General features: G+C 41.7%; 19 protein-coding genes. 9 read left to right on the top strand and 10 right to left on the bottom strand.

The window, feature by feature from the left end:
• The first annotated feature begins 212 nt into the window (after positions 1 to 212).
• Both BLQ05_RS11020 and BLQ05_RS11015 read left to right on the top strand, forming a co-directional pair.
• Positions 213 to 785 carry an OmpH/Skp family outer membrane protein gene (locus BLQ05_RS11020; protein ID WP_023576257.1) on the top strand — a complete coding sequence of 191 codons (573 nt, stop codon included), beginning with the start codon at positions 213 to 215 and terminating at the stop codon, positions 783 to 785.
• An 84-nt stretch (positions 786 to 869) separates the two neighbouring features.
• Positions 870 to 3,143 carry a helix-turn-helix domain-containing protein gene (locus tag BLQ05_RS11015; RefSeq protein ID WP_023576258.1) on the top strand — a complete coding sequence of 758 codons (2,274 nt, stop codon included), beginning with the start codon at positions 870 to 872 and terminating at the stop codon, positions 3,141 to 3,143.
• Between the two features lie 54 nt (positions 3,144 to 3,197).
• On the opposite strand, the gene BLQ05_RS11010 is transcribed toward BLQ05_RS11015, so the two are convergent.
• From BLQ05_RS11010 to BLQ05_RS11000, 3 genes are read right to left on the bottom strand one after another with little or no spacing between them, the layout of a single operon-like run.
• Entirely contained in the window at positions 3,198 to 3,593 is a 396-nt protein-coding gene (locus BLQ05_RS11010) for a hypothetical protein (protein ID WP_023576259.1), read from the bottom strand.
• Positions 3,594 to 3,596: 3 nt separating this feature from the next.
• On the bottom strand, positions 3,597 to 4,745 hold the full coding sequence (locus BLQ05_RS11005; protein ID WP_023576260.1) for a DNA polymerase III subunit: 1,149 nt from the start codon (positions 4,743 to 4,745) through the stop codon (positions 3,597 to 3,599).
• 56 nt (positions 4,746 to 4,801) lie between these two features.
• Positions 4,802 to 5,332: an ORF6N domain-containing protein gene (locus BLQ05_RS11000; RefSeq protein WP_023576261.1), complete on the bottom strand. Its 531-nt coding sequence runs from the start codon at positions 5,330 to 5,332 to the stop codon at positions 4,802 to 4,804.
• A 170-nt stretch (positions 5,333 to 5,502) separates the two neighbouring features.
• Between BLQ05_RS11000 and BLQ05_RS10995 the strand changes: the two genes are divergently transcribed.
• The 4 genes from BLQ05_RS10995 (at position 5,503) to BLQ05_RS10980 (ending at position 10,142) form a co-directional block, all read left to right on the top strand.
• Positions 5,503 to 6,690, top strand: a complete 1,188-nt coding sequence (locus tag BLQ05_RS10995) for a phosphoglycerate kinase (protein ID WP_023576262.1) — start codon at positions 5,503 to 5,505, stop codon at positions 6,688 to 6,690.
• Between the two features lie 102 nt (positions 6,691 to 6,792).
• Complete coding sequence (locus BLQ05_RS10990) at positions 6,793 to 8,673, top strand: LysM peptidoglycan-binding domain-containing protein (RefSeq protein ID WP_023576263.1); 1,881 nt, start codon at positions 6,793 to 6,795, stop codon at positions 8,671 to 8,673.
• A gap of 31 nt (positions 8,674 to 8,704) precedes the next feature.
• A complete protein-coding gene (locus BLQ05_RS10985) occupies positions 8,705 to 9,727 on the top strand; it encodes a DUF4837 family protein (RefSeq protein ID WP_023576264.1) in 1,023 nt (340 codons plus the stop codon).
• Positions 9,696 to 10,142 (top strand): GNAT family N-acetyltransferase, encoded by a 447-nt coding sequence (locus tag BLQ05_RS10980; RefSeq protein WP_074460135.1) that lies wholly within the window; start codon positions 9,696 to 9,698, stop codon positions 10,140 to 10,142. The genes BLQ05_RS10985 and BLQ05_RS10980 overlap by 32 nt, the downstream gene beginning before the upstream one ends.
• Here BLQ05_RS10980 and BLQ05_RS10975 read toward each other — a convergent pair.
• The 6 genes from BLQ05_RS10975 to rnpA all read right to left on the bottom strand — a co-directional run bounded on the left by BLQ05_RS10975 (position 10,139) and on the right by rnpA (position 16,848).
• Positions 10,139 to 11,032 carry an OmpA family protein gene (locus tag BLQ05_RS10975; RefSeq protein ID WP_023576266.1) on the bottom strand — a complete coding sequence of 298 codons (894 nt, stop codon included), beginning with the start codon at positions 11,030 to 11,032 and terminating at the stop codon, positions 10,139 to 10,141. The genes BLQ05_RS10980 and BLQ05_RS10975 overlap by 4 nt on opposite strands.
• A 6-nt stretch (positions 11,033 to 11,038) precedes the next feature.
• Complete coding sequence (locus BLQ05_RS10970) at positions 11,039 to 11,851, bottom strand: OmpA family protein (RefSeq protein WP_023576267.1); 813 nt, start codon at positions 11,849 to 11,851, stop codon at positions 11,039 to 11,041.
• A 1-nt stretch (position 11,852) separates the two neighbouring features.
• Positions 11,853 to 13,838 (bottom strand): KUP/HAK/KT family potassium transporter, encoded by a 1,986-nt coding sequence (locus BLQ05_RS10965; protein ID WP_035654432.1) that lies wholly within the window; start codon positions 13,836 to 13,838, stop codon positions 11,853 to 11,855.
• 69 nt (positions 13,839 to 13,907) lie between these two features.
• Entirely contained in the window at positions 13,908 to 15,548 is a 1,641-nt protein-coding gene (locus tag BLQ05_RS10960; RefSeq protein ID WP_023576269.1) for a S41 family peptidase, read from the bottom strand.
• 2 nt (positions 15,549 to 15,550) lie between these two features.
• A complete protein-coding gene (locus BLQ05_RS10955) occupies positions 15,551 to 16,402 on the bottom strand; it encodes a DUF4349 domain-containing protein (protein WP_023576270.1) in 852 nt (283 codons plus the stop codon).
• Between the two features lie 62 nt (positions 16,403 to 16,464).
• On the bottom strand, positions 16,465 to 16,848 hold the full coding sequence (rnpA, locus tag BLQ05_RS10950; protein WP_035654447.1) for a ribonuclease P protein component: 384 nt from the start codon (positions 16,846 to 16,848) through the stop codon (positions 16,465 to 16,467).
• 156 nt (positions 16,849 to 17,004) lie between these two features.
• Between rnpA and BLQ05_RS13915 the strand changes: the two genes are divergently transcribed.
• From BLQ05_RS13915 to BLQ05_RS10940, 3 genes are all read left to right on the top strand, one after another.
• Positions 17,005 to 17,130 (top strand): hypothetical protein, encoded by a 126-nt coding sequence (locus tag BLQ05_RS13915; RefSeq protein WP_023576271.1) that lies wholly within the window; start codon positions 17,005 to 17,007, stop codon positions 17,128 to 17,130.
• 11 nt (positions 17,131 to 17,141) lie between these two features.
• On the top strand, positions 17,142 to 17,558 hold the full coding sequence (locus tag BLQ05_RS10945; protein ID WP_023576273.1) for a hypothetical protein: 417 nt from the start codon (positions 17,142 to 17,144) through the stop codon (positions 17,556 to 17,558).
• 78 nt (positions 17,559 to 17,636) lie between these two features.
• Complete coding sequence (locus BLQ05_RS10940) at positions 17,637 to 18,251, top strand: acyloxyacyl hydrolase (RefSeq protein WP_023576274.1); 615 nt, start codon at positions 17,637 to 17,639, stop codon at positions 18,249 to 18,251.
• A gap of 77 nt (positions 18,252 to 18,328) precedes the next feature.
• Here BLQ05_RS10940 and BLQ05_RS10935 read toward each other — a convergent pair whose 3' ends face one another.
• The gene (locus BLQ05_RS10935) at positions 18,329 to 20,203 is read right to left on the bottom strand and encodes a M1 family metallopeptidase (protein ID WP_023576275.1); all 1,875 of its coding nucleotides are present in this window, start codon (positions 20,201 to 20,203) and stop codon (positions 18,329 to 18,331) included.
• Positions 20,204 to 20,241 lie beyond the last annotated feature (38 nt).

Raw genomic sequence — 20,241 nt, 5'->3', positions numbered from 1 at the left:
GTCTGAATTATTTCAGTTTTTTTGAACGTCCCGCAAATCGCTTTATATGAAGTGGGTTTTAATAAAGTAGAATTATATCTTATTTTATTCCCATAAATAAAACTTATAGTATAAAATTTTACCGAAAATCACTTTTTTTGATTCCGAAATTTGTCATCTTTGGTACTTTGAAACGAATGCTTACTTTTACACAAAATTAAATCCATTATAAAATGAAAAAACTGATTTTACTGTCAATTGCCGCTATGGCAATTATTTCTTGCAATAAAGAAACCCCATCTGTAGAAAAAATGAAAACCGCTTATGTTGATACTTCAAAATTATTGGAGGAAAACACTGAAGCAAAAGATATTGAAGATAAATACAAAGTAAAATCAGAAGAAATGGGTCGCGAATTGCGTGGCGAGGCAAGCCGTTTCCAAAGTGAAGCAGCTTCTTTCCAACAAAATGCCCAGTTAAAAGGTCAGGCTTGGGCTCAGGCTAAAGGGGCCGAATTGCAAAAAAGAGAACAGGAGCTTGGTATGAAACAACAAGCTATGTTACAGACGTTGCAACAAGAAAGCGGTAAAGAAATGGACAGCTTGATCAAAAGAATCAAAACGTATATCAAAGAGTACGGTAAGAAAAACGGTTACGATTATATTTACGGAACCGGGGATGCGGCGACGGTGCTTTACGCGAAAGATGCTTATGACATCACGGCCACTATTTCTAAAGAAATCAACGAGAATTACAAAGGCGCTGCCAAGAAAGAGGAAGAGCCTAAAACCGAAGAAAAGAAATAATACTACAGCCTTCCATTTGGGAGGCTTTTTTATTTGTACCCGTTCGTCTTTTTTAGTATTTTCACATTTTAAATTATACGCCACATGGAACAATTATCTGCCGCAGCTACTTATACCCTCCGGTTTATCAATCAAACCAACCGCTCGATCTTTCTCACCGGTAAAGCGGGTACAGGGAAAACAACTTTACTTCGTGAAATTATAGCCACCACCCATAAAAACACGGTGGTTGTCGCACCTACCGGAATTGCCGCTCTTAACGCAGGCGGAGTAACAATCCACTCCATGTTTCAGCTGCCTTTTGCCGCTTTTATTCCGGATAATAAGGAACTTCCGTATTTTTCGGAGAGCGTAAAATTCGAAAATCAGGATTCGTTACGTCGTCATTTTCAAATGAATAACACCAAACGTTCCGTAATCCGGAATATGGAATTACTCGTTATTGATGAAGTGAGTATGCTTCGCGCCGATGTGCTGGATGCCATGGATTTCATGATGCGGAAAGTCCGTCGTAACGAGCGCCCATTTGGTGGTGTGCAAGTTTTATATATAGGAGATTTATTACAATTACCGCCCGTCGTAAAAAACGAAGAATGGCAGATGTTGCAGAAATACTACCGCGGGATGTTCTTTTTTCATTCGCATGTGGTGCAGCAGTATCCGCCGTTGTATATCGAATTGGATAAAATTTTCCGTCAAACGGACGATCAGTTTATTTCGGTATTGAACAATTTGCGAAACAACCGAATTACTTCGAATGACCTTCAGGTGTTGAACCAATTCGTAAAACCCGATTTTGATGTCAAAGCCAATAAAGGCTATATCATTTTAACCACTCATAATGCTAAAGCAGATGCCATTAATTTCGATTCGCTCAAGGAATTAGCCGGAAAACAGTACACGTTCAAACCCGAAATTGTGGACGATTTTCCGGAAAAGATTTATCCTGTCGATCCGAATTTGCAGCTGAAAGTCGGCGCCCAGATCATGTTTATTAAAAACGACCTGTCTTTCGAAAAACAGTTTTTCAACGGTAAGATGGGGATCATCAAATCGCTTTCCGACAACGAAATTCTGGTTCATTTTCCGGAAGAAAATAAAACCATCGAAGTGGAACGCTATGAATGGCAGAACATTAGGTACAAAATAAACGAAAATACCAAGGAAATCGAAGAGGAACTTTTGGGCACCTTTACCCATTTTCCCATAAAACTAGCTTGGGCGATAACGGTTCATAAAAGCCAGGGATTGACTTTTGACCGCGCTGTTTTGGATGTGTCGCGAGTTTTTGCACCCGGACAAGCCTATGTCGCTCTTTCGCGTTTGCGTTCGTTAAACGGGCTTATTTTGCTTTCTCCGCTGCAAATGAATGGCATTTCCTCCGACGAAGAAGTGTTGCACTATGCTTCCAACAAAGCCAGTGAGGAAATCCTGCAGGATTCGTTAACTACCGAAACCAAGAATTATCTTTTTAATTGTCTGATTACCAGTTTCGATTTCCGAACCCTGATACAGGAATGGCGCAATCATAGTTTCAGTTACCATCAGGAAGCCCCGAAATCGCCTAAAACAAAACACAGGGACTGGGCCAAAACCAATGCCGAAAGTATGGCCGAATTAGGGGATGCTTCTGCGAAATTCCAAAGTCAGTTGCGCAAATTGTTTTCGGAAAACCCTGTGAATATTGACTTTATCCGTCAGCGTTGTGATGCAGCGTATGATTATTTCTTTAAATCCCTGGATAATGGCGTGGAAGAAATCCTGCTGAAAATTGAAGAAGTGAAGCGCATCAAAAAAGTAAAAGCGTTTTACGACGAGTTACTGCTTTTGGAAGAACTGCAGATCAAAACCGTATTGCAACTGAAAAAAGTGCGTTTGTTGCTGAAAGTCATTTCGGAAGGTAAAGAAATTTCGAAACAGAATTTACTTTCCGATGAAGCCCAACATTATAAGATCAACAAGTTGGTTACCATTACCGAACGTTTCAAAACCAGGAATGCCGCTTTAGTGGAAGACGATGGAGACGTTTCCTATTACGAACCGAAAATGAAAAAGAAAAAAGAACCAAAGAAAGCCACGATTGAAGAAACGTTGGAATTGTGGAAACAGAATTTATCGATACACGAAATCGCGAAACAACGAAAACTCACGCCGGGCACCATTTTCAGTCATTTCACCAAACTGATTCAGATGGAAATCATTGAACTTTCAGATATTTTACCCGAAGACAAAATAGCCGATTTGCGTTTGGCATTTAAAAATTTTAATGGGGAAAGTCTGGGCGAACTGAAAGACCTGCACGGAGAGGCTTTTTCGTGGGATGAATTGCGTTTGTTTAAAGCTAGTCTGAAACAATAAAAAAGCCGTAAACACTAAAATTTACGGCAATTTCTATTTTGATTTTATCTGAAATTATAACCAGTACACCGCCAGGATAGCCGGAATAAAATAAATCACAATCGTTCTGGCACCGTCGTAATCTTTAGCGATACGTTGTCCGAAAAGTAAAAACAGCAAAGTGATGCATGACATTAACGCACCATAAAAACCAAAGTCATGACGAACACCTTCTGTCATGAATAGCTGCAAAACGCCAATGATATTTAATACACCTGCAAAAATTTCTAAAACAAGAATTAACCCTAAAGATGCAGGGACTTGATTTTTAATAAATGTTTGTGAAAAATGGCCCTTTAACCACTCAATATTACCCTTCCAATCGGTAATTTTATCGTAGCCGGATTGTAAAAATGTAATTGCTAAAAGAAGTAATATCAATACTTCGGCATAATTTTGACTTGTCAACATAGGTTATTTTTTATGAATTAATCGGGTTAGTTTTATGGATAAATCGGTTAAAATGATTTTGGCATTTCCGTTGCGTTCTATATGATATATCGCATCGGAAAGTTCGTTGAAAATCTCGTTAATGTTGTTGCCGTTCACAAAAGGCGCAAAATTTTCCAGTTTGAATTTGTCAACCGTAGGCTCAATGTAAACCAGTTTGGACGACTCGTAATTCAGCAACAACGCCTGACGGAACATTTCTACGCAAAAATGCAGAAACTGTTTTTGGGCTTCACGGCCAATGCCGGCAATTTCCTCACTCCAGGACGTCAGATCCAAAATGGCAGCGGCATTTCCTTTGGCACGAAACGCGGCACGCACCCATTGTACAAACCATTCTTCAAACGGAAATTCGGTTTCGTCTTTGTGTAAAAGATGTAACGCTTTATTGAAATTTCCCTGTGATTGGTGGGCAATTCTTAAGGCGAATTTCTCATCGATATTTTCACGTGAAACCAAGGCATCGGCAATCACACTTTCGGGTAAACCCTGAAATTCGAGCACCTGGCAACGCGACAAAATCGTCTGCATGATATCATCCTGATTTTCGGTAACCAAAAGAAAGACCGTTTTTTGGGGTGGCTCTTCCAATAATTTCAACAATTTGTTGGCTGTCGCGGTATTCATTTTATCGGCCATCCAGATAATCATCACCTTGTAACCGCCTTCGTAGGCTTTCAGCGAAAGGGATTTCATGATTTCCTGGGCTTCGTCCACACCAATTTGTCCCTGTTTGTTCTGTATTCCCAGGGATTTCAGCCATTCGAATAAACTGCCGTACGGATTTTCGATAACAAACTCGCGCCATTGTTTCATGAAATTGGCACTTACCGGATGACTTTTCACCTGATCGTTTGTCGCCACCGGAAACACGAAATGCAGATCGGGATGTGAAAAATGCTCGAATTTTAAATTACAGGCCTCGTTGCCGTTCGTGTTTTCACCCGAAACATTGGAACACAAAATGTATTGCGCATAGGCAATCGCCATGGGTAAAGTTCCTGATCCTTCAGGACCTACAAACAATTGTGCGTGCGGAATCCTGCCCAAATCGGCGCTTTTCGTTAAATGACTCTTAATGTGTTGTTGGCCTAAAATTTCCCTGAATAGCATGAAGCAAAGATAACAGAAAGTTTAATCGGGGCAAGAAACAATTGCCTGTTAATAGTCTACTTTTTGTAACCGATTTTTTCCCTTGGTTTTTTGTTTTCCGATTTTTCAATAAGTTCGTCGAGATACTGAAATACTAATTCAATGTTTTTCCCATGATTGTCCAGTTTCTTTTTTATCTGTTCGATTTCCAGCCGAACTTCCGTATTCTCAAGTAAGAAGCTACGCAATTTAGTGAAAACGCGAATAATTTGGATGTTGACTTTTATGGCCTGTTCGCTTTTCAAAACACTGGAAAGCATGGCGACGCCTTGTTCGGTGAAGCACATTATCACATAACGATTGCCTCCCCAACTTGAGGTCACAAATTGTGACCTCAAGTTTCGACTTTCCGTTTCGGTCATTTCAAACATGAAATCTTCCGGAAAACGCTTGATATTTCTGCGAACCTGTTGTTTTAAAACTTTGGTTTCTACCCCATAAAGTTTTGCCAAATCACGATCGAGCATGACTTTCTGGTTTCTGATTAAGTAGATTTGGTTCATTACCACTTCTTCTGTAAGGGCTGTGAATTCGTTTGATTTTGGCATATAGATGAATTTATTGTAGTAAAAATAGTATTTTTAAATCATTTAACAAATGAAATACGAAGTCAATGGAAATTGAGATATCCTTAAAAATTTATAAGAAAAAAGGCTGAAAAAAGAAAAATTGTATATTTGCTGATTAAAGAATAAACAATCAACAAAATAACACCCAAATGAGAACCCTTAACGATTTTAATTTTTCAGGTAAAAAAGCCATCATCCGTGTCGATTTTAACGTGCCGTTGGACGACCATTTCAACGTAACGGATGCCAACCGAATTGAAGCGGCCAAACCAACCATTGACAAAATTTTAAAAGACGGGGGATGTGTTATTTTGATGTCACACCTGGGAAGACCGAAAGGCGTGGAAGAAAAATATTCCTTACAACACATAGTGGCGAAAACGGCTGAAGTTTTGGGTGTTCCTGTAAAATTTGCTTCCAATTGTATTGGTGATGTGGCTGAAAAAGCGGCGGCCGATTTACAACCCGGTGAAGTTTTATTATTGGAAAACCTTCGTTTTTATGCCGAAGAAGAAAAAGGCGATGTGGCTTTTGCAGAAAAATTGGCAAAATTAGGTGACATCTATGTGAATGATGCTTTCGGAACGGCACACCGCGCGCACGCTTCGACAACCATTATCGCTCAGTTTTTCCCGGAACGCAAATGCTTCGGATTGCTTTTGGCGAAAGAAATCGAAAGCTTAAACAAAGTACTGAATAATTCTGAAAAACCGGTAACGGCGGTGCTTGGCGGATCGAAAGTGTCTTCTAAGATTACCGTTATCGAAAACATTCTGGATAAAATCGACCACATGATTATCGGTGGCGGAATGACCTTTACGTTCATCAAAGCCTTGGGTGGGAACATCGGAAATTCGATTTGTGAAGACGATAAAATGGCGTTGGCCTTGGAAATCATGGAGAAAGCCAAAGCGAAAAACGTTCAGATTCACTTACCGGTGGATGTGGTAGCAGCCGATGCGTTTTCGAATGAAGCCAATACACAAATTGTCGATGTTTACAATATTCCTGAGGGTTGGAAAGGGTTGGACGTGGGTCCGAAATCGTTGGAAGCCCTGAAAGACGTAATTAAAAACTCGAAAACCATTCTTTGGAACGGTCCGTTAGGCGTTTTCGAACTGGAAAAATTTGCGGAAGGCACCATCACTTTGGGTAACTTTATTGCAGAATCCACAAAAAACGGCGCCTTTTCATTAGTAGGCGGAGGCGATTCGGTGGCCGCTGTAAAACAGTTCGGTTTTGAATCAAAAATGAGCTACGTTTCCACTGGTGGCGGGGCCATGCTGGAAATGCTGGAAGGCAAAACACTACCCGGAATTGCGGCGATATTAAGTTAAAGTTTCATTTTTTAACAATTTTTAAGCAATTTTTATGTTATAACCTATTATGTTTGTAAATATTGATAAGAGATTGAATGATAATGAGTTAAAATAACAAGTATGAATAAAACAAAAGTATTTTCCCTAGTATTCGGGATTTTCTCTCTGGCGGCCAACGCTCAGGAGATTGCCGAAAAGGAGGTTCAACTTACTCAGCTCCCAAAGCTATCGTATCTTGATTCTATTAAAGCGACTTTCGTGTACCACGAGACCAGCAACTGCATTGATGAAATGTGGATGAAGGAACTTAATAATCAGGAACTTTTTGATGAAATGCAATCGGAAATCGCTAAAGTGGACAACAATGAAACGGTTGGCTATGATTTATCAACCGATCTTTTAAAAGAACGTCTGAAAAAACTGGACGAAAAATCGCCGTTCAACGTGGAGTATAATCCAACGGTGGAAAATGTAATCAAATCGTTTCTAAAAAACCGTCCGCGTGCTTTCGAACGTCTGATGGCAGTATCCGAATATTACTTCCCTATGTTTGAGTCCAAATTGTCCAAATACGATCTTCCGTTGGAGATCAAATACCTTGCCATCGTGGAATCGGCTTTGAATCCGTTGGCGAAATCAAGAGTAGGTGCGAGCGGCTTATGGCAGTTCATGTATGAAACCGGGAAACAATACAAACTGGAAGTGAATTCGTATGTGGACGAGCGTTACGATCCGTTGAAATCAACCGAAGCGGCTTGTCAGTATTTCACCAACATGTATCGTATTTTCGGGGATTGGGATTTGGTTTTGGCATCATACAACACCGGACCGGGAAACATTTCGAAAGCGATTCGCCGTTCGGGAGGACACACCAATTACTGGAACATCAGAAAGTACATGCATCCGGAAACCCAAGGCTATTTGCCTGCGTTTTATGCGACGATGTATGTGTATGAATATAAAAAAGAACACGGGATTGTCCCTAAAAAAGCCTCGGTTACTTATTTCGAAACCGATACGGTAATGGTGAAAAAGCAAATGTCGTTCAAACAGATTGCCGATTTGTTGGACATGCCGGAAGAACAATTGCGCTTTCTGAATCCGATTTACAAACGCAATGTGGTGCCTTTTGTTACCGATAAAGCCCACTATATCCGTTTGCCGAAAAACAAATTGGCGGTTTTCACTTCCAATGAAGACAAGGTGTACGCCTATATTGATTATGAAGACAGCAAGAGGGAAAGACAGCAATTCAAAGTTAAAAAGCCAAGAAACATTCTGTCCGATTCTACTCAAACTGCTATTGCTTCCAATACGTATTCTGCCGATTATGGGGAAGACGAAGTATCGGCCAAATCGGTTAAAAAGGTCAGAACCAAATATTACACTGTGAAGCGGGGCGACAATCTATCGGAAATCTCCGAAAAGAACCATGTTACCATGGCCCAGCTGAAGAAGTGGAACAAGCTTAAAGGCTCTAATGTAAATGCGGGTCAGAAACTGAAAATACAATATGAAACTTCGGTGGTTGTTGCAGAGAAATCGGCAGCGCGAAAGAAGAAAGTCGATACGCTTAAAGTGGCTGATCCTGTTGTGAAAACAGCAGAGCCAAAAACGGCAGTAGCAGACAACTCTAAAGTGTATGTGGTTCAGAAAGGCGAAAATCTTACGCAGATTGCAACGAAAAATAACATCACTATTGCGCAACTGAAAGAGTGGAATAATCTTGCCGACGAAAGCATCAAAGCCGGTCAGGAATTAAAAGTTCTGGCAGCAGAGGAAGCTGTAGCTTCAGTGGAAAAAGAAGAGAGAAAAGAGGTTAAGAAATCCTCCATTAAAGAACGCAGTCTTGAAAAAGAACGCATGTATGTGGTTCAGAAAGGCGATTCTTTAATCAGCATTTCCAAGAAACAAGGCACTACGGTGGCGGAGATTAAAAAACTCAACAACATTAAAGGAGACAACATTAGACCCGGCATGAAACTCAAAATCAACGGATAATTTACTAAATTCGCTTTTCAAACTAACCACAGTGAGAAAAGCGAATTTTTTTTTCTGCCTCTTTTTGGTGTCACTGCTACTCTCCTGCGAAAAGAAAGTAAAGCAGGACGATTTGGTTTTACCCGCCTCTACAGGGAAAATCAACACTATTTCCATTATTATCGACGATGTTTTATGGAATGGTGATGTGGGCGACAGCCTGCGTAAAAAACTCGCCGCTCCGGTAGACGGCCTTCAGGAAGAGGAGCCTTTATTTACCATCAACCAGTTTTCGCCAAAGATTTTCGACAGCAATGTGCGGTTGGGAAGAAATATTCTGGTGGTCAGTAAAGCATCCAATGCCGAATTCAAACACGTAATGGACAAATATGCGGCACCACAAAACGTGTTTTACATCACCGGCCACAATCTGAAAGAAATCATTGAAACCCTCGATTTGCATGCCGCGACACTTGTTAGCAGCATCAAGTTTTATGAGATTATCGAGAACCAGAAAATTTCCGCCAAAGCCCTTTTTAACGATAGACTGATCAGGCAGAAGTTCCACGTCTCGCTCCAGATTCCAAACAGTTTTTCCTATGCGTTGGTGAGAGACAGGTTCATCTGGCTTAAGAAAGACATACCTTCCGGAAATGCCAGCCTGCTGATTTATCAGGTGCCCATCTCGGCGTTTAAGAACGGTGAAATTGCTGAAAATTCGATACGTCTTCGGGATTCCATCGGAAAAAAATACATTCATGGGATGTTGGACAAATCAGCCATGATAACCGAAGAAAGTTATTATCCGTATGTTACGGAAACTCAGATTGACGAGCGGCAGGCCTTTGAAATTCGTGGCACCTGGGAATTGCATAACAATTTCATGAACGGACCGTTCATCAATTACGCGATTAAGGACCTTAAAAACAAACGGTACATTATTGTGGAAGGTTTTGCCTATAATCCGTCGAGTACCAAACGCGATATGATTTTCGAACTGGAATCCATTATCAAATCGATACAATTTTTAAAAACGCAGCAGAATGAAGCCAAAATTCGAAATAAAGCCTTTTAAGGCACTTTCTCTCTCAGAATTATATCAATTGTTGCAACTGCGATCTGAAGTGTTTGTGGTGGAGCAAAATTACGTCTATCAGGACATCGACGGCAAAGACGAGAAGGCATTGCATCTTTTGGGAATGTTTGACGGTGTTTTAGTGGCCTATGCCCGCTTGTTTCCGCCCGGAGCGTATTTCGATAACGCTTCTATAGGACGGGTTATCGTAAAGCCGACGTACCGCGATAAAAAGTGGGGACATGATTTGATTTCCGAAGCCGTTAAAGGGATCTCGGATTATTATAACACCACGGCAATCACGATTTCCGCGCAATTGTACCTGCAGGAATTTTATGAAAGTCACGGTTTTGTGCCAACCAGCGAAATGTATCTGGAAGACGACATTCCGCACATCGAAATGAAAAAGGCTTAATCAATACTGGTAATGCTGATTTCTACGCGTTTGTTGTTGCGTTCTTTTTCGCCTTCCAAAGGATAATCCCGACCGAAACCTTTATACGTCATCCGTTCTTCGGGGATACCGTTGGCTTTCAGATAAGCGAAAATGGCTTTGGCCCTGGATTCGGAAAGGTTACTGATTCCGGTGTCTTCATCTACCGCATCACGGAAATATTCCGTATCGATACAGCAAACGTGACCCTGAATCTGGAATTTGAAATTCGGATTGTTTCGCAGTTCGGTTAGCAGCTTTTCCAGCTGTTTTTCCGATTTCCGCAGCAAAACGGCGCGACCGCCTTCGAAATACAAGTCTTTAAGTTTGATGATATCGCCCACTTTAAGTGGTTTGTCTTCAAATGTTTTCAAACGCAGCTGGCGGTTTTCCAATTGCAATTTGGTAGGCAGCGAATCTTTCGGCTTACTTAAATCGATGAAATCATTGTGAAAATATTCCAGATAGATGTCCACTCTTCGGTTCAACTGACGGGTAGCATCCAGTTCGTCATCGTTTAATTGAAGTTCCGTAATCCGCAAATCGATTTTTCCTTTTCCTTCCACGTTTTTCTGTTTGGAAGCAATTTCCTGAAGAATATCCGACACGGTTTTCGCACGGCGTTGGGAAAGACCACGATTGTACTCGATACTGCCCCTGTCGTCACAAAATCCTTCCAAGCCGATGGAAAGGATAACGATGTCGCCCAGACTTTTTACATAATCGTTAAGTCGTTTGTCTTCCTCGTCGGTTAATTTATGTTTGTCGAATTCGAAATAAACAGAATATTTATCGGTCTTCACCTGCGTCAGCTCCTGAGAATAACAAAATGTCAGGCCGAATAAAAAAAGTAGCGTAAAAAGTTTCTTCATAAGCCGTTAAATTTTTGTGATAACCAATTCCACGCGTCGGTCCTGATCGGGCCCATTTCCTAAAGGGCGGGTGTTTCCGTAGCCTTTATAGGTCATTCTTTTTTTGTCGATTCGTTTGAAAATCAAATACTTGTAAACCGATTCGGCACGATTGATGGAAAGCATTCGTTTTCGGGTGTCTTTGTCGATCGCCTCACGCTGAAACGTGGGTGTACAACAGATATGTCCCTGAATTTCGAATTCAATGTTTTTGTATTTGTGTAGGATGCGTGCCACGCGTTCCAGTTCCAATTTCGATTTTGCGGTAAGTTTGCTGCTGCCGTTGTCGAACAAAATCTTTTCCAGGTAAATGCGGTCGCCCACAATCAGGTCCTTTTTGATATCCTTATAAACACCCGGAATTGGTTTTGGCGGTACCGGTTTGAAGTTCATCACCACATCGACACGTCGGTTTTTCTGGCGTACTTCGGGGAGATTGTCCACGATATCGTCATCAATCAAGATACGGCCTTTTCCTTCAATGGTTACGATGATGATATTTTTAATTCCTTTTTCAATCAACTTGGCCTTAATCGTATTGGCTCTGTTCATGGAAAGTTTGTAATTGTAGGCATCTTTTCCGCGGTCGTCGCAATAGCCGTAAATCTGAACACTTTCAATTCTGGAAGTATCAATCGCTTTTACGAAGGCTACCACATCATCGGCTTGTTTTTCATCAAGGCTGAACTTGTCAAACTCGAAATAAACGGAATGTACTACCTCTTCCTGTGCAGTAACAAGATTGGCGAACAATAGCAAAAGGAAAAGCGTTTTTTTCATTTTAATGGTGACTACGGTCTTTTATTCGGTGCAAATTGATTTCTCCCGGCGGATGGATTAAAATCGGATACTGTTCCACTTTAACGGAACTGCTGTCCAAACCAAAGGCCTGTTCTTCCGACAAACTGATTTTTTTCAGCAAGAAGTAAATATCTAAAATAATTCGTTCATACCAAGGGAAATCGTTATCATATGAAATAAATTTTTCTATCAGTACAAATTTGAAATCACCAATTACGTTATTTCGCTGCAAGGATTCGTAGCGACTGGTGATGTCCACTTCGCCGTTTTTCACCAAATCCTGCACTACTTTTTTGAACAGCAGGTTGATGCGCGGGGCCACACGGAACCCTAAATAGAAATCCACACGGATGATATCGTCCTTTTCCATTTCCCTAACACGGTATTCCATTTCATACGGTTCATCGGTTACATTCACGTGGACGAACCAATAGATATCGGCCCGTTTCGGTCGTTTCTGTAAAATCGAATATACAATTTTTGATTCGATTTCATCACTCATTCCCGCATTGGTTAAATAGACCAGATGGGTTGCATATTTCGGAATGGAAAGATCATTACTTAAATCGGAAATCACTTTCTTGAAGTTGTCAATCTTAACAAACTCGGTATATTCTTTTCGGATTTTCTTCGCCGTAAACCAAACCACCATTACAAAGGCTAACAAACCGGCAATGAAGACCGAAACGTAACCACCGTGGGAGAATTTCTGGATGTTGGCCATGAAGAAGGAAATTTCGATGGACAAATATGTTGCCAGCACCAGTACGATAAAGAAGGGGTTGTACCGTTTTAAGACCATAAAGAAGCCAAGCAAAATGGTGGTCATGATCATACAAAGTACGATGGCCAAACCATAGGCGGCTTCCATGTTTCCGGATTCTTCAAAGTGTACCACAATGAATACACAGCCGATGAACAACAACCAGTTGATGGATGGAATGTACAACTGTCCTTTCAGTTCGGTTGGGTATTTTACGCGTACTTTTGGCCAAAGGTTCAAACGCATGGCTTCTGAAATCAGGGTAAACGAACCGCTAATCAATGCTTGGGAAGCAATTACCGCTGCCGAAGTTGCAATCGCGATTCCGAAAGGCAAAAACCAATCCGGCATCACAAGATAGAATGGGTTTCCGGGATTGCTTGGGTTACCGCTTAATTCGGTTAATGTTTTTCCGCTGTGCGCAATTAAATAGGCTCCTTGTCCGAAATAATTGATGACCAGCATGGTTTTTACAAAAATCCAGCTGATACGAATGTTTTTAATGCCGCAGTGTCCCAAATCACTATACAAAGCCTCGGCTCCCGTGGTACAAAGGAAAACATATCCCAACACATAGAATCCTTCGTTGTGAACCTGCAGCAAATGAATGGCATAGTACGGATTCAGTGCTTTCAGAACGGCAATATTCCCAAACAAATGGATGCCTCCTAAGATTCCCAACATTCCAAACCAAAGCAGCATCATCGGACCGAAAAACTTGCCGACAAATTTGGTTCCGAAACGCTGAATGAAAAAGAGTATGAACAGGATGGCGATAACAATCGGTATCGTATTTAAATCGTGGTTGTAGGTTTTTAACCCTTCAATTGCCGAAGAAACCGAGATGGGCGGCGTGATAATCCCATCAGCCAAAAGCGCACTACCTCCAATGATAGCAGGCACAATCAGCCATTTCTTCTTGAGTTTTTTAACTAACGTGTAAAGGGAAAAAATCCCGCCTTCTCCTTTGTTGTCGGCCCTAAGGGTAAGAATGACATATTTGAAAGTAGTCTGTAATGTCAATGTCCAGAAAATACAGGAAATGGCACCCAAAACCACATCGGTATCAATGGCCTGTTTGCCAACAATGGCTTTCATTACGTATAGGGGTGACGTACCAATGTCTCCGTAAATAATACCTAAGGTTACAATTAGACCACCTAAAGTTAATTTGTTCAGATGGTTACTGCTGTGTGAACTCACTTTTTGGAAATTTAAATAAGCACAAAATTATCATAAAAAAGATAGCGGAAACTAAAAACCGCATTAAATTTAATTTTTCAGAATTTTATTATATTCAGCCGTGTTGTTTAACACGTTGACCGCTTTGGCAATTTCGGGATTACTTTTGGTGTAATACTGGTATAGTCCTTCACGGTACTGGTATCTTTTTATGATTTCGTCCAACAGTAAATCTTTGATTTCGGCTTTGTTTTTGTCGAGTTCTTTTTCTTCGCTGCGTTGCAGGGCTGTCAGTAATTGCTGATATTCCACCATAATTGATTCGTCGATTTTTTCTTTTTTGGCGATGGCCATGGTGTTTTTCAAGGCCACTTCGGTTTCGGTATCCAATTGGAAGTTATCTTTTTTCAGAAACGCTTTGAAAGCCGCAAAATCGGCATCATTCAAAGTTGGAATCGTCGTTCCCAGATTCGGATTTTTGTAATAATAGTCGGTTGCAAAATTGAAAATACCATCGCTTTTTAACAAGGCGGAGGCAATGGTACTCTGTTTGGCTTCAGCCAATTCCACATCGGGCTGAATACCACCACCATCATAAACGGTTCTTCCTTTGCGGGTTTTAAAGGCGTTGTAATTTTTGGATTCCGTACGAACGGCTTTACCGTCCTTGTCTTTGTGGGTATAATCTAAGGCCTGAATACAGCGTCCGGAAGGTGTGTAGTATCTTGAAATGGTCACTTTTACCTGCGTACCATACGTCAGATCCAACGGGCGTTGCACCAAACCTTTTCCAAAACTTCTTGTCCCAACAATCACAGCCCGGTCCAAATCCTGTAACGCACCGGCCACAATTTCCGAAGCGGAAGCACTTTTACCGTCTACCAAAACCACCAAAGGAATTTCCAGGTCGATGGGGTTTTTTTGGGTTTTGTAGGTGTTGTTGTGTTTGTCGGTTTTGGATTTTGTGGTTACAATAACCTCGTTTTGCGGCACGAAAAGATTGCAGATGTTCACCGCTTCGTGCAATAAACCGCCCGGATTACCGCGTAAATCAAGAATGATTTTGGAGGCACCTTCGCCTTTTAATTTCGTTAAGGCCTCTTTCACTTCAAAGGAAGCTTTGGCATTAAACTGTGACAACACGATGTATCCGGTAGTTTTATCCGAAAGCAGGGAAAAGAACGGAACCGCTTTCACATCCACTTCATCCAGAATGATTTGCGTGGTCAGCAGTTTGCCCTGACGTTTGTATTTGATGTCGACTTTGGTGTTTTTTGCTCCGCGCAAAAGGGTTCCGGCATCTTCTTTGAAATCCACCAGATTCACATCACCAATTTGAATGATCTCGTCTCCGGCTTTCAGTCCGGCTTTATCGGCAGGGAAGTTTTTATACGGCTCTACGATAATCAGTCGGCCGTCTTTACGGTTGATCATCGCCCCGATGCCGGTATATTCTCCGGTCGAATTGATTTTAAAACGCGCCACATCCTGTTCGTTGAAGTAGTTCGTGTACGGATCCAGATCGGCCAACATGCTTTTGATTGCTTTATCCATCAGTTCGCCCGGATTGACTTCGTCAACGTAGTTCTGATTTACGGTTTTAAAAAGCGTGGTGAAGATTTCAATCTGTTTGGCAATTTCAAAAAAGTCCTGTTTAAAACTTACGCCCACAAACAAAAACCCGCTCGCCAGTGCCGGAATAACATATTTTTTTTTCAGTAATGATATCATTTTCAAGTTGTTTTTCGTCGGAATCGTCTTCGGAGGAAGAAGAACCCTACCACGAAAATAAGTATAAATGGCCAAACGTGTAACATTCCGAGAAAGAAAGTTGCAATGTTATTGAACCCGCCTTTCAGGGCATTACCCATTTTTCCGAAATAGGAGGCAGTGGCGCCGCTTTCGGAAGGATTGGTGGTGTACATTTCCAGATGGACCGTACTCATGGCAACCTGACTCTGAAGAAATCGCAACCGCCCTTCTTTGGCTTCGATTTCTTCCCGAACCGCCGAAAGCGAACTTTCAATTTCCAGCATTTCCGAAACTTTAGTGGCTTTGCCCAACAATTCGAAATAGCGTTTTTCCAATACTTTTTTGGCATTGAGTCGGGCTTCCACGTCGATGTATTCTTCGGTAACATCCTGTGCCGACATTTCTTTGCGGTCGAAATGTTTCACACCCTGACTGACTTCAGCAATAAAAGCATCAAAAGAAACACTGGGAACGCGAATGGCAATATTCCGGTAAACGGATTCATAATTTTTTCCGGATTCGTCATTCTGAACGGTTGCTTTGTATTTCAGAATGGCTTTCTGTACGTGGACAAACGACTCGTCAAGGTTGGGGGTTTCAAAACGCAGGTTTCCGGTTTTGATGATTTTGGGTTGGGTTGTTTCTTCCGAAGACGCATTTTCCGAAGCATCCCTATCCGCATCCATCATGGCCTCTTCTTTCGGGTGAGGCGGAAGGGCGGCTTCTACCGCTTCTTCAGTGGCGGAAACGGACATTATTCGGTCTTCCGAAACGGCCTCTTTGCAGGCCATCGGAATCAATAACAAGGCTAAGTAAAGGAATAGCGTTCTCATAAGCTTTTGGTTTTAAGATAGTAACGCAAAAGCGGTTAAGAAAAGTACGTTTTGTTCAGAAATTATTTACTCCCGGTTTGGGTGGCCTCCACAAACTTCTGAAACAACTGTATGGTTTTCTCGTTGATTTCCGAAAAGGAAAGTCGGTCTTTGGTCTGATAGAAAAACATGAAAGCGTAAGGCTGTTCCAGATTTTCCAACAGCAATTGTTTGTTCAGGCGATAGGTTTCACGCAACACGCGTTTGAAATAATTGCGATCCACCGCTTTTTTGAAGTATTTTTTAGAAACGGAAACACCCATTTTAAGTGGCGCATCTTCTTCCAGTGTAACCGGAACGTATACCAGACGCAACGGATATTTCGACACCGATTTCCCTTCGGAAAACAGTAGGTCGATGGTGGTTTTGCTTTTGAGCTTTTCGTGCTTCGGGTAGTTATTTTTCATTTCAGGGGCAAATATACGAAGTTCGGGTCCGAAATGGAAATCGGAACCGGTATTGCTGTTTTTCCTTTTATCGGAATGTTGTGCCCTATTACCGAAATTAACGTTCAAAACCCGGAGCGCCGTTTTCTTTTTTCGTAAATTTAAAAGCAAATGAAGATGCAAACTATTGATTTACAAATATTTCAGAATGCATATACTTATAGCGCTAACGATGGATTTGGCAGTGAAGACTTGGGTATCATTGTAGTTTGGACCAGTAAAGAAATCGATTTCACACAATAAAACGACACATTATGAAAACAGTAAGACAAACTGGTATCTGGATTGACTCTTCGCGAGCGATTTTGGTTACCCTTCAGGACGGGAAAGAAAAGGTTACCGAAGTGGATTCCTCCATTGAGAACCGAATTTATCATGATCACGGCGGCAATAAAGGCACCTTCATGGGAAGACAACACGTAAACGACGAACGAAAATTTGAAGAACGCCGCAAACATCAAATGCATGATTTTTTGGAAGATGTGGTCAATCATACCAAATATGCCGATGAATTGTATGTTTTTGGCCCTGCCGAAACCAAAACGGAACTCAGCAAAATGATTAACGGGGACAAATCAAATATTTCGACCAAACTGAAAGCCGTGGAACCTGCCGATAAAATGAGTCTTAACGAGATTGTCGCCAAGGTTAAGAAATTTTACCTGCATTAGTCCGCTCATTTGAACAACAGAAGCGCAACTGTTTGGTTGTGCTTTTTTTATTGTAGCATCAGAATAAGTAAGTGTTTTATGATTCAACAACGGGTGTATATTTTTGTTTCAATACTGTTTTTTGGATTTGTTTACGGGCAACAGCAAAAACAGCGCTTTCAAGTGGGTATTGCCTATGGTGTGGGCAATGAGCTTAAGAACAAAAACTACACTTACACCAACAGTTTTTATAAAATCCATCTTGGGTATGTTTTTAAAACAGCTACTCACTTTCGTTATGAAATGGTGGTGCAGCCGGAGGTCAATTTCGGGAAACACCAGCTTTTGAATAGGTATTTCGTGCAACCCCACGAACCCGATTATGAAGCGCTCAGGGAACGGTTCACCAAACGGAAAACGGTGCAGGATTATATCCTGAATATAGGGATAGTGGTCCGGACACCCATTGCGAAATCGTTTGACATTTATCTTTTGGGCAGTATTGGTCCCATGATTACCGATACGGAAACGGAACGCTTGTCTAAAGGGTTTGCCTTTTCGGATGTCATTGCGCTTGGGATTTCTCTAAAAGCAGCTACCCTAACTTTCGATTTTCGTCCGAGCCTTCGCCATGTCTCCAATGCCGGATTTCAGGGGTCGAATGCGGGATTTAATACTATGAATGTTGAGTTTCAGATGACGGTCGTATTGTAATGAGGTATCAGATCTTAATTTTCCGTTGCGCAGCTTCTTTAAAAAAATAAAGCTGCCTTTTCAGACAGCTTTACCTCTTATTTCTTGTAAACGTTATTGGCTTTGTTGATATCGGCCATTAATTCTTTTGGGTCTATGACGATGGATTTGATGTTTCCTTTTTCTTTGTTGATGGTAAATTCAAAAGTAGGATAGGCCCAATCCCAACCTTCGGTAACCGTTCTTTTTACCTTCGGGAACGGATTGTCTTTTGTCCAGCGCATTAAGGTTTGCGGTACATAAAAACTTTCCTGGGTTCCGTCTTCGTAGGTTACCATAATGTCCAACGGCATGGGGGTTCTTCCGATTCTTTCCAGCGTTACTTTTGTGGCTTTTCCGTTTTCGTCCACCGATTTTATTCCGTAATCAATGGTATTGGTGGTTTTGGTCCATTCGGTCAGGTACCAGTCTAGATTTGCTCCCGAAACTTTCTCCGCAGTATATCGTATGTCGTTGGGAGTAGGGTGCGTCATTTTGTAATCGGCATAGTAGCGTTTTATGGTTTTCATCAGGTTGTCTTTCCCGATGAGGTACTCCAATTGCGACAGGAAGATATTCCCTTTGCTGTAGGCCTGAATGCTGTACGGACGGTTTTCGTCGTAACGATCCGAATGTGTGGTTTGTGGCTGTTCTTTCCCGGATTTTACCAGAAAATAATACCCGGCATACGAATCGGCATGTGGGTTTTCCACTTTTTTATCGGCGATCTCATTTAAGCCGTAATTTTCCAGCCATGTGGTGAAACCCTCATCCATCCATCCGTTTTTGGCTTCGTTGGTTGCCAATACGTGCTGGAACCAGGAGTGGGCCATTTCGTGCGCTGTAACGCCTAATAAACCATCAAAACTGCCTTCTCCTAAAATCAGGGTACACATGGCATATTCCATGCCGCCGTCGCCACCCTGAATAACGGAATATTGTTCGTAGGGATATTTACCCACGACTGTGTTGAAAATTTCCATCAAACGAACGGTAGCCGGTTGCAGCTTTTTCCAGTTTTCGAGTATTTTCGGATTGTTTTTGTATAAAAAGTGTATGGTAGCCCCACCCGGAACCTGTGCGATATCGTGTAGGTATTCTTTATCGGCCGCCCAGGTAAAATCATGTACGTTGGGTGCTTTAAAATGCCAGGTCAGAGTTTTTTGTTTCTTCGGAAGTTTTACGATCACTCCGGCATCCTGATATCCGTGACCGATTTCGTTTTTATTTTGCAGGTATCCGGTTCCGCCCAGAACATAGTTCTTGTCGATGGTGATTTTTACGTCGAAATTACCCCATACACCGTGAAATTCACGACCAATGTAGGGATCGGCCTGCCAGCCTTCGAAATCGTATTCGGCCATTTTCGGATACCATTGCGACATGGAAAGCGCTACACCTTCTTTGTTGTTGCGTCCGGAACGTCGGATTTGAACCGGTACCTGTCCGTCGAAATTCAAGGAGAAGGTAGTGGAGGTATTTGGTAATAACGGTTTTGCCAAATCCACTTCCAGAATGGTTCCCACGACTTTATTCACCGCAGCCACTCCGTCCTGTTTCAGGTTGCTGATTTTCAAATACCCTATTTCGTTGGGTTTTAAAGCGGCAATGCGGCTTTCTTTCACTTCTTTGTCGCTTACTTTCACTTTGGTTACCATGCGTCCGTCGGGATCTTTGATGGATTTCAGACGGGCATCCATGGCGCTGTTTGGCTGGAAGGCATTATTAAACAGATGGTAATACACGCGGCGTAAGGTGTCCGGTGAATTGTTTGTGTAGACCAAGGTTTGTTTTCCTTTATACTGATAGGTTTTCACATCCATGGAAACTTCCATTTTGTAGTCGGCATGTTGTTGCCAGTAGCCCGGATTGGGGTTTTTCTGTGCCGACATTCCCCAGTATACGAACAGTGAAAATAAAAGGTATTTTTTCATTTTTGATTAAATAAAAAGGAAGGGAAAAAATTCCCTTC

It is taken from the genome of Flavobacterium saliperosum (genome assembly GCF_900100625.1).
In the GTDB taxonomy this organism is placed as follows: domain Bacteria; phylum Bacteroidota; class Bacteroidia; order Flavobacteriales; family Flavobacteriaceae; genus Flavobacterium; species Flavobacterium saliperosum.
Note: the sequence above shows the minus strand (reverse complement) of the source record. Positions and strands in the feature narration are given on the sequence as shown.